The sequence below is a fragment of the Rhodovulum viride genome, assembly GCF_003265965.1.
GTDB lineage: Bacteria > Pseudomonadota > Alphaproteobacteria > Rhodobacterales > Rhodobacteraceae > Rhodovulum > Rhodovulum kholense.
The window spans coordinates 1-359 of the sequence record NZ_MUAV01000217.1; the positions used below are offsets into that span (position 1 = coordinate 1).

Here is a 359-nt window from a genome sequence, read left to right on the forward strand (position 1 = left end):
GTTTATACGCCTCGACACTGACACCGAGCGGCGGGATCTCGGCCAGGATCATGCCCCGGCCGATTCCTTGTCGGGGGCCTTGTCGGGCGCTTTGCCCTGCTTCGGCGGCGCGCCCGTCTGGGCCTTGGCCTCGGCCTGGGCCAGGGCGGCCTCGCGTTCGGCCAGCGCCGCCTCGCGGGCGGCCAGATCGGCGGCCTTCGCCTCGATCTCGCCCGGATCGGCCGCCGCGGCCAGCTGCGCCTCGGCCGCCCGGTCGAAGACCGTCGCGACCGGGTCCTCGCCCCGGGTCAGCCTGGCGGCCAGCGCGGGCGCGAACCCCGCCACCTCGCCGCGGTTGTAGCGCCCGTAAGCGCGGCGGA

1 protein-coding gene is annotated in these 359 nt (G+C 76.0%); it reads right to left on the reverse strand.

The features are described 5' to 3' along the window. Positions 1 to 48: 48 nt before the first annotated feature. Positions 49 to 359: hypothetical protein (locus BYZ73_RS23290; RefSeq protein ID WP_112317620.1), on the reverse strand; the 311-nt coding region annotated here is incomplete at its 5' end.